10 protein-coding genes are annotated in these 9,773 nt (G+C 35.1%); 3 read left to right on the top strand and 7 right to left on the bottom strand.

The window, feature by feature from the left end; all coding sequences use genetic code 11:
• Together ACLFMM_RS07375 and ACLFMM_RS07370 are read right to left on the bottom strand one after the other, a co-directional pair.
• The coding region (locus tag ACLFMM_RS07375) for a DUF927 domain-containing protein (RefSeq protein ID WP_410808082.1) at positions 1 to 3,002 on the bottom strand (3,002 nt) is incomplete at its 3' end.
• 351 nt (positions 3,003 to 3,353) lie between these two features.
• The gene (locus tag ACLFMM_RS07370; RefSeq protein ID WP_410808081.1) at positions 3,354 to 3,782 is read right to left on the bottom strand and encodes a hypothetical protein; all 429 of its coding nucleotides are present in this window, start codon (positions 3,780 to 3,782) and stop codon (positions 3,354 to 3,356) included.
• A 667-nt stretch (positions 3,783 to 4,449) separates the two neighbouring features.
• Here ACLFMM_RS07370 and ACLFMM_RS07365 point away from each other — a divergent pair.
• Both ACLFMM_RS07365 and ACLFMM_RS07360 read left to right on the top strand, forming a co-directional pair.
• On the top strand, positions 4,450 to 4,749 hold the full coding sequence (locus ACLFMM_RS07365) for a nucleotidyltransferase family protein (RefSeq protein ID WP_410808080.1): 300 nt from the start codon (positions 4,450 to 4,452) through the stop codon (positions 4,747 to 4,749).
• The gene (locus ACLFMM_RS07360) at positions 4,746 to 5,096 is read left to right on the top strand and encodes a DUF86 domain-containing protein (RefSeq protein WP_410808078.1); all 351 of its coding nucleotides are present in this window, start codon (positions 4,746 to 4,748) and stop codon (positions 5,094 to 5,096) included. Before ACLFMM_RS07365 ends, ACLFMM_RS07360 begins: the two co-directional genes overlap by 4 nt.
• A gap of 217 nt (positions 5,097 to 5,313) precedes the next feature.
• On the opposite strand, the gene ACLFMM_RS07355 is transcribed toward ACLFMM_RS07360, so the two are convergent.
• From ACLFMM_RS07355 to ACLFMM_RS07340, 4 genes are all read right to left on the bottom strand, one after another.
• A complete protein-coding gene (locus tag ACLFMM_RS07355) occupies positions 5,314 to 5,886 on the bottom strand; it encodes a hypothetical protein (protein WP_410808077.1) in 573 nt (190 codons plus the stop codon).
• Positions 5,887 to 6,341: 455 nt separating this feature from the next.
• Entirely contained in the window at positions 6,342 to 6,716 is a 375-nt protein-coding gene (locus tag ACLFMM_RS07350; protein WP_410808076.1) for a DUF2283 domain-containing protein, read from the bottom strand.
• Positions 6,709 to 7,029: a hypothetical protein gene (locus ACLFMM_RS07345; RefSeq protein WP_410808075.1), complete on the bottom strand. Its 321-nt coding sequence runs from the start codon at positions 7,027 to 7,029 to the stop codon at positions 6,709 to 6,711. The genes ACLFMM_RS07350 and ACLFMM_RS07345 overlap by 8 nt, the downstream gene beginning before the upstream one ends.
• 599 nt (positions 7,030 to 7,628) lie before the next feature.
• Positions 7,629 to 8,189 carry a hypothetical protein gene (locus ACLFMM_RS07340; protein ID WP_410808074.1) on the bottom strand — a complete coding sequence of 187 codons (561 nt, stop codon included), beginning with the start codon at positions 8,187 to 8,189 and terminating at the stop codon, positions 7,629 to 7,631.
• A gap of 461 nt (positions 8,190 to 8,650) precedes the next feature.
• Between ACLFMM_RS07340 and ACLFMM_RS07335 the strand changes: the two genes are divergently transcribed.
• Positions 8,651 to 9,094, top strand: coding sequence for a protease inhibitor I42 family protein (locus ACLFMM_RS07335; protein ID WP_410808073.1), 444 nt, complete (start codon positions 8,651 to 8,653; stop codon positions 9,092 to 9,094).
• Between the two features lie 51 nt (positions 9,095 to 9,145).
• Here the strand turns inward: ACLFMM_RS07335 and ACLFMM_RS07330 are convergent, their stop codons facing one another.
• Positions 9,146 to 9,493 carry a DUF4870 domain-containing protein gene (locus ACLFMM_RS07330; RefSeq protein WP_410808072.1) on the bottom strand — a complete coding sequence of 116 codons (348 nt, stop codon included), beginning with the start codon at positions 9,491 to 9,493 and terminating at the stop codon, positions 9,146 to 9,148.
• Positions 9,494 to 9,773: the final 280 nt, after the last annotated feature.

Genomic DNA, 9,773 nt, shown 5'->3' with positions numbered 1-9,773 from the left:
GTCATCCCATCAGGCATCCATTTTTCAGCAACAGACGGTATTAGATGGATTTTGTCGTCTTCAGTAAACCAGCCGTAGAGGTCCCTACCATCCTGTTTATCTTTTATTTTATCCTGCAAATCAATGAAATCCATTTCTTCATCTGCTGTTGTGTGGTCTGGTATTCTATAATCGAGTTCTCGAATGAAGTTCTTTTTATACTGCTGGACATAGTCCATGATAACCCTTAAAGACCGAACATCATTAGACTCGACACCGTTTCGCACAACATCTTCATCGAATATATCGTTGCAGACATCGAAAGCGTTTTTAGGTTCGATCCCGATGTCAGAGAAAATGTCTTCGAGGAGGTCACCTGCTGTTGCCAGTACAGCATAATACCCTGCTTTTCGCTGAGCCGTCTGTTCCGTGACCTGGTTTTTGAATTTTTCAAGGTAATGCGTATGCAGCTGTTTTATCCTGTTTCTGTTTTGGTTCAATTTTTCCAGGAACAGCTCGAATATGTGGCCGTTATTTTCAGATAACTTTTCTTGCTGGTTCTGAATGAAGACCTTATCGAACTGCTTCATACCTCTATGGATCTGGATCGTTCTGACCTGTTCACCGGCATTGCTGATAGCAGATGTGATGTCTCTCTCCCCTGTCAGCATGCCCACGGTTCTCCATGATGGTGTTTCCCTCAGTTTAACTTCTCCTCCTTCTGTTTTCCCTCGCATATAACCTTTACCGCTAGCTATCGTATATATCTGATTTTTTATGAACCAGTCACTGCAAGTTGAAATTTCATCAAACAGAACTGGTAAATCACAGAGAGATTCACAGGATTTTTCGACAGCAACATCTGTGCCGTTGAAAGTTTGAAAAAGCCCTTCTTCTGAAATGTCGCCATGTATAGAAAGCGATAATAAACTACTGAATGTTTTACCTCTGCTCGATGCGCCAGAGTGACAAATCAGGAATGATGATGAGTTCAGAATTTTCAACAAAGCTGTTGCAACGGATGAATACATTTTGAACCGGACGACATAGTCATCCATGAAGGGTTTGACAGCTTCAATCCAACCTTGCAAAGTACCATGTTTGTTGATCTTATCAGATGTATTCTCATCGGTGTTATAAACTTCTGTTGTATATATTTCGTCCCCATCGAATTCGTATAATGTGTTTCCATGTACGAACCGATTGTTTGTTTTCCAACCGTTCTTCTCGGCAACGACAAAATATGGTAACTCACAATTCATTATCTGTTCAACGTAGAATTCAGATAATTGGTTCATTTTCTGTTCCAGAACCGGCAGACCTTTTTTTAACAGTTGCTTGAGACCGTCTTTCGTGTGAGTCTGTGTTTGAGATGCGGTTATAGTTTTATGATTGCTTTTGTAGTCTAAAAATTCAATATTGAACCAGTTCGAATTATTGTCGAGACTGTCCCCTATAGCAGTTATCGCTGAAGGTCGATGGTTTATTTTTACAAAATCGATATTACCTGAATCCGGGTTATACATCTGTTTGAAAATACCGTCGTCAGAGAGTGCGTATGGTCGCGGGATTTCTACTCCAAAATAATTGCTTGATGATGATGTCTCTTCTTCTATCTGCTGTTCAATTTTTTCCTGATGAATCTGTTGATCTCGTTTTTGTTTCTGTTCTTTAGAATACTTAAGTAGATTCCTTTTTTGATTCGATTTTATCATGAAATGGTTGCACACTTCATCTTCCACGATTGCTTGAATATCATCAGGATAGAAATGCAACAGGTTATCATTGATAAAGTATCTAGCAGATGCGAGGTTCTCTTTACTCGTGTCTTTTATCTTATACGTACTCAATTCGATTTGATACGGATAGCGAGCATCATCGAGCAATTGCATGAAATCATCGAGTGAATGCTCTTTCATGTATTCAACGAAGTCGATAGATTTTGAGTTTTGAGGTCTTGGAAGCTCTACAATTTTCGCGGTCACATTATTCTGTTCCAGTTGTAGAGCTGTTTTCAGAGCACCAGTCTGACCTGATCCGTTATCATCGTTATCAAAGCAGATATAAACATCCTTGCCTGATACTAATTTTGCGATCTCGTCAACATTATTTTTGTCAAATCTCGTAGTCACGGGAGATGCTACTGAGAAACCGAGCTGAGATGCTAGCATCGCGTCCGTTATGCCTTCTGAAAATAGAACATAATCAGAATCATCGGCGATGTCGGTGAATACTCTATTATAGATATACTCGCTGACGTATGGATGTTTTTCGCTGCGGTGTGCATGTTTTTTGTATTTAGCACCCTCGAATTCATTGTCAGGTGTATACGTTGTTTTCCTTGCAGTTGAATAAACCACCTTGTTCGCTCCCCAGTACGGAAAAACTATCCGAGATTGGTACAGTGGTATAATGTAACCGTTTTTAGATTTCATGTACAGACCTGTAAGCAGCAGGTCATGTTGATCATATTTTTTGATGATTGATTTGTGAGTTTCAAAATCAGGAGCGAATCCGATCTGATATTTCTCGATGGTATCTCTATTCAATCCATACTGATTTTCAATCAGTTCTATAATTTCATCGCTCAGATGATTATGATAATCTTTGATGATGCTTGTTAGTGTATCGAAAACTTTTCTTTTTTCTTGCAGTTTCTCAGTATTGATGTCATAGGAATCCAAATCAACATTTGCTTCTTCTGCTGCTATCGAGAGAACTGATTTAAAATCGGACTTTATGTCGAGGTCATTGGTGTATGCTAACCAGTCAAGGACATCTCCACCGGTTTTGTTTTTATGACAGTACCATGTTTGTTTATTTCTGTTGACTACGAGCGAATCTCCAGATTTTCCGACTGGAAGTATGCTTCCCCGGTATTCATCTGATTTTCTTTTATTCAGTCGAGTTGTGTTTTCATCGTTATCTATTAATTCGACAATGTCGATGTTGTTTTTTATTTCATCGATGCTTGACCTAAATGATCGTGATTGTGATTTTGATGATTGGTTACCGTTTTTCAAGAGTTAAACCTCCGTGAAGGTTATGAATTTATTATTTTGAATTGTGAAAATCGATATTGGAGGAGGCTCTCCTGTAAATCATAGAGATGTGGTCTCCGTTTATCGATTATTGTAACGTAATAGCAAATATTTTGAATGTTTATAAGTTTAATCACTATTGAGCGATACGCTCAATAGATTTTCAAAGTTAAAATTGACTAAAACAGTACAGAGCTGCAGTAGTTTCAGTCCTGATGATGGTGGTACGGGGAAAAAAGCCCACACATACACTCACTTGAGAATGGACAGCTAATCAGCAGAAAAAAACCCTGCAGCAGAACTGCAGGGCGTCAAAAATTAGAAAATCAGTTATCAGGCATCATCTAGGTTTTTCAATTCTTCATTGATTTCCCTGATGCGGTCGGAGAGCTGCTTTCTCTCTTCTTTAAGAATCACATCCTGTGATTTGAATTCTTGCAGATGTTCTTCAATCACATCCCACATGTCAACAGCCCAGCTTTGATTATTGCATTGCTGGTCCAGTATCTTAACGGTGCTGTCATAATTTAGTTTAATCAACGTACAGCAGTATCTTATCTTTCCATTTTCATTACTTTTGGAACAGTCTATATACAGCCCTGGAGCTAACCATTGTTTTTTAGATACATTATAAAAAGGACCAACAAGAGAATACCCGTTAGTATAATCTTTATTCAATCCTTCCACTTTCCTCATCCAGCCACCGCCATCGCGGGTGAAAATAAGTGGTGTGATTTCTTTCATCAATTTTTTAGGTTCCACGAGGATCTCTCCCCGCTCGTTCTTGTCTATTATGCAGTTCAATTTTTTCGATGGGTTTTCATCGTTGTTAATGTTACCACGACCGTTTTTTTATATTGATTAGATATGAGGACTCTGTAAAATCCCTGTAAAAATCAGCTGGATAAATGGAACAAAATCGATTCAATAGTACTGGTGGAGATTATTTTGATACCACAGGGATTTTACAGATCCATGAATAAGATTGGTCAGGATGTTTATAAGATTAATCAATATTGAGCGAGACGGTCAACAGGTTTTAAAAGTTTTAATACTGGTTCAGGATTAATATTTTGTTCCATGTTTTCAAGGTTGATACCAGAAAAACCTGTAACCTTTATGGAGAAAAACCAGCAACAAAATAGCCTTTCTCGATTTAATTCAATGATAATTCTAATTTTCAATGTTTCATGTCACACAGAAAATAAAAATAAATCGTTTCTTTGAGAAATAATCAAAATAGATACCAAGCAACTAAATTTAGTAGATATAACCAGTACCTGAAAAATACATCTAAAAATATAATTGATTTGTATAATTCCTTGGATACTGAAGATTTCTTAAATTCAGATAATTATCTTTCTAAAATGTTTACAAACTTAGTTTTATATAAAATAAATTAACATATCATTTATTGGTGGAGCATTTTATGGCATCGGATAACTTGAACAAGTATAAAAAAATTCTTCATAATCACTTTCCAGAACTTGAAAGGAAATACGATGTAAGTTATCTTGGAATTTTCGGGTCCTACGTACGTGGGGAGGATACAAAAGAAAGTGACCTTGATATATTAGTAGAATTTAGTAAAACACCTGGATTAATGGAAATCAATAGCCTTGAAAATTATCTGTCTGACCTACTAGGTGTTAAAGTTGACCTTGTGCCAAAAAGGAGTTTGAAACCCCGTCTAGAAGAGAACATTTTAGAAGAAGTTGAAACTGTATGAAACGAGATGCAATAACATATCTCCAAGATATACTTGATGCTGCTAACAAGGTAGAAAATTTTACCAGTAGATATACCTATGATCAATTTTTGAGGGATGATAAGACCCAATACGCTGTCATGATGGCGGTTGAAATTATAGGTGAAGCAACAAAAAACATTCCACAGCACATCAAAGATAAATATCCATCCGTACCTTGGAAAGATATTTCTGGAATGCGTGATAAAATAGTCCATGGTTATTTTAGTGTCGATATAGAAATTCTCTGGACAACTGCAAAAAATAACATCCCATCGTTAATTCCTATGATAGAACAGGTACTAAATAATGAATCAAAAAATGGTTAATTTTCGGCTATTCGTTTAAAAATCTGGAAGTAATAACTTAAAAAAAGAAGAAAATATTTTTGATATGTCTATCATCTAAACTACATTGTTTTCTGTCCAACACTGAAAATACCCGGTGGAACCTGATAATAAACAAGTTACCGATAAAAAATGTTATCAGGAATCATGTGAAAACCCGTCAGGTTCCAAATGTCCCTGATGATTCCGTTTTCTTAAATCAACATAACTCCCATTCTTTTTTCAATCTCATGTATTCTCTATTGATGCTGTTATCTACGATTTTTCTGAGCGTTTTGTAGTCTAAATCGACTGTGTACAACATGGTACATTCATCAATGTTCATATAATCTTCCAGATTTTCCCTGTCCAGTTCCCTCCAGAGAGAGCCGTGACGGACAAGATCACCGTGCAGGTTATCATATAATCCCATCAGATTATAATTATTGATGTTCTTGATGTAGAAATCGATTGCATCCTCTATGTTATCAAAACCTACTGCTTCACTTGTTCCAGTGTCGAGATGTTCCCACTGGACAGCATATCGATGCGATTGGTCAACACAATCGGTTTTGTACCTGAACGCGTTGACAATCTGTCCATTATGTAGGACCAGGATTGCTTCATGCACACCATATACATTGAGGTTTTCTAACATGTACTCATCTGAGCCGTGTGTTATCGCAAAATCTTTGTTGTCGTCAAGCATTTCGATTATTTCTTCATGTGTGAAGATGTTATCTGCAAAATAACTGTATCGTTCTTTGATTTCTTTTCCGGTTAGAGTTGACATGGTCATCAGTCCTATTTATTTTTCTTTATAATTATTATAGTAACATATCTGCAAATATTTTGAACGTTTATAAGACTAACTATTATTGAGCGACACGGTCAACAGGTTTTTAAAGTTAATACCAAAAAAAATCTGTAATAATTATCAAGAAAAACCAGCAACAAAATAGGCTTTATCGATTTGATTCAATGATAATTCTAATTTTCAATGTTTCATGTCACACAGAAAATCGAAATAAAAATTGAAAAGTATAAAATCAGTCTAACAACTTTCAAAATCTACAGTAAATGTTTTAAACAATCCAGGTAGATATAAAAAATAGAGAGATTCCCGGTTTCTTGCCTGTTTCTTAGTGGTTAACTGAAATAGACCCACAGGACAATTCGAGGATTTTTTGGCCACATCATACTTAATGCTGCTTCTTTCAGAAAAAACTGCTATCTTATTATTGTTTTTCAGCAAGCCATTGACAATGTTCCATTAGGAAGGTTAAAATCATTATCTCCAAGTGCAAACGCTTTTTTAGGTGTCATATTATTTCTAATATCAACAGTAAGACTCAATTCTACTTTTATTTCATTGTTCGCTATCTTCACACTTGCATTGAATTTTTTAGGTTCACGTAATGAGTGTTTAGGGACTTTAAATTTCTTAGATGCATTTATTATTTGGACACCAATTAAAGAGTCATCCTCACCGATATCTAATATCACATCATCTAAATCTATGGAATGTTTATAATCTACTTCATCTGAATAAAAATAGATTATATCATACTCAAAATCATAATCTATCCCATCACCTGTACGGGTCATTGATGACTCAATCATCTTTTCTAAGCCTCTTTTTTATTTCTTGAATGTGGCAAGTGACCAGATTGATTACCAAATCTGGGTTAGTCCTTTTAACTGCCATGATTATAATAAGGTCATATTTATTGTTATTACGGTAGAAGATTTTAAATTTTCCCTCATCTTGTTTTAATATCCCTACTAACTTTGTATTCAATATTAAATCATAAATTTCATCAAGGGCAGGCATATGTTTTTTTCTTTTTTCATGATTTAAAAGGAAATGGCTTGTAGGAACTAATCCTTTTTTCTCTACTTTTGATAAATATTGTAAAAAATCTTCGACATCCAAAAACTTGCCTCATTTAAACCCTTTTATTATATAAGAACCATATTGTACTAATTAATTTAATTCTGTCTACTCATTTATTAATCTTATTTCCCCTGCTGATTGTTAAATTATTAGAGTTATAATATATGAATAAACCAGTTTAAAATCAGGGGCATCACGGAATTGGATACAGATTAAAAATGTGAATATGTTTTTTGATTGATGGCTATGCACTAAAATTAGACATTTCTACATATTTTATCTAATATAGTGCCCTTTCTTCCTGGAAGACCTGCAAAATCAGCTGTTTATTCTTCACTAAATTAGACATCAGAAAACCTATTTAAGACTGGTTGATACAAGTGGTAATATAATGACTGGAATGATTGAATCTTTGAACAAGGATATATAAAATGATGGTTTACTTTGACGAAACAGTATCACTTTTGAAACCAGTGCATTTATATAAATTCATAAATATATAGTGAACGCAGCTGCGGGACATTCCTATACCCCCACTCTTAGCCCCCTTTCATTGGTTGAGACTTTTTCTTGTCCCGCAGCTCTTTGTCCGGGTTTGTACGATAAAAAAACCTATGTTCTACGATTTCGTAGTTCCATTATTGATCCATATCCAGGTCCTCCAACCTGTGATTTATTTCCTCTAGGCGGCATTCAAGGTATGTTTTCTCTTCCTGGAGAATTTCCTGACAGTGTTTGAATTCTGGTAAATACTTTTCTATCGGGTCCCATAAATCGGTAGCCCAACTCGGGTTGTTTCGGGTCTGTTCCAGCAGCTCGACTGTCCCGTCGAAATTCAATTTTATAAGTGTGTGGTAGATAATTTTTTTCTTGTTATTGCCGTTTTTGGAACAGTCGATATATAGTCCAGGAGCCAGCCACTGTCTTCTCCTGTCGCTATAAAAATCACCTATTATAGAATAGCCGGAAGTATATTCCTGATTCAGGTTGTCCACTCTCCTGATCCAGCCGCCATGTAATCGAGAATAAGTTTTAGGACACAATCTCTTCATGATGTCTTCCGGTGCTACCAGGAATTCACCTCTACTATTAACTCTTTTTATACAGTCCAGATTAATTGAATGTTTGTTATCGTTATCATTATCGTTACTGATGTTAACATCTCCGTTTTTGATTGAAAAATAGTCTGCAAAAATCATGCATGGACCGGTTATACTGGTTTAGGAGGGAAAGTTCAATAATACCTTTTATAATTCCTATAAGTAAGATCGATAGGAATATTTATAAGATTAATCTATATTGAGCGAAATGGTCAACAGGTTTTCAAAGTTTAAGATACGAACCGAAAATGACTGCAGAACACTGATTTTGGATAATATCCAGTGAGTGTTTCTGGAAGGACAGTCTCTGTAATATTTGGATTAACTGATGGACGTCAAGTAGCGATAGTTATAGATGACATCTAAATTTCTTATCGATATGGCTACTGTTCAGTCAATGGAACATATAAATTTACTTTAGATTTTTAGTGTTTATTAGCACAGCGGTTTAGAGTTGTAAATCAGGTGAAAGATTGGCTTAACTGAAAAGTGTCGTTTGAACAATATATATCATTTAAACAGAAAAAATTGAAATCTTTAGAAAAGCATAGGTATGTATCATGGTCAAATTTTGTAATATTACTAGTTCAACAGTGCTTGCAATTTTAGCTATTTTAATATCGACCATGTTCCTTGGATGTTTAGACAGCGAACCTTCAACAGATGGAACCCAGAACATCAGTATTACCATAAACGATAGTAATAAAACTATCAATGCAGAAATCGGTGACTTTTTAATTCTTGAACTGGAAGAAAACCCAACTACTGGATTCCAATGGGAACTTAATTCAACTGATGGCCTTGTATTAGTTAATGATACGTATATACCAGATAAAGACGGTGAAGATAAAGTGGGCGTTGGTGGAACCCATACCTGGACGTTCAAAGTGTCTGATACAGGCAATCAACAAATAAGAGGTGTATATAAACGTCCGTGGGAAAATGTTAATGGGGATGGAAAGAGATTCAATTTGAATATTGAAGTTCAAAATAATGAAAATTAAGCTGGAAAATAGAATGTAGGAAATAGAAAATATTATTCTGTGTCAATAGCATCAAACTTTGTGGAGTTGTGATTCAGCAAAATCTCCAACAATCGGGAATTTGAAATATTCTCTTTGATATGCTTTGACCATACCTATAATCCATGCTGCAAGGATAACCAACTGGATAACATTTGCAATTAGATTTCCTATAAACGGTATGATACTAAATATAGCAGTCAATACATATAGTCCGAGGAATACTATAGTTGACTGCATAGCATGGAACCTAACGAATGAACTGTTTTTTTCCAGCAGGAGCAGAATTATACCACTTAAAAACCCAAATAAATATGATAAGGCTCCTTCTATATTATAGTCTAAACCTAAAGAGGTTTTAACATCATCTTGATTCTTCATAATAATCCCTTTATAAATAATATGAAATTGATACAATTTAACAATTTTGTAACATCCTCATCAAAATTTTTACATTGAACTTCTTATAAACACTGATATCAAATTGAGGAAAAAGAAAAAAAGTGCAGTAATATAAACTGCACTAAAACTTATTTTATAAAGGTAAAGAAAACCACGATGTCTTTAGCATCGTGGTATGATAAATGGTCAAAAAAATATAAGTATTTTGCTAAACGATTGTATAATGTATGTATCTGACCCAGAAGAACCATATGCGTGC

Source organism: Methanohalobium sp., assembly GCF_046546175.1.
Taxonomy (GTDB): domain Archaea; phylum Halobacteriota; class Methanosarcinia; order Methanosarcinales; family Methanosarcinaceae; genus Methanohalobium.
The sequence above is the reverse complement of the archived record's forward strand: the minus strand, read 5'-3'. Positions and strand labels throughout refer to the sequence as shown.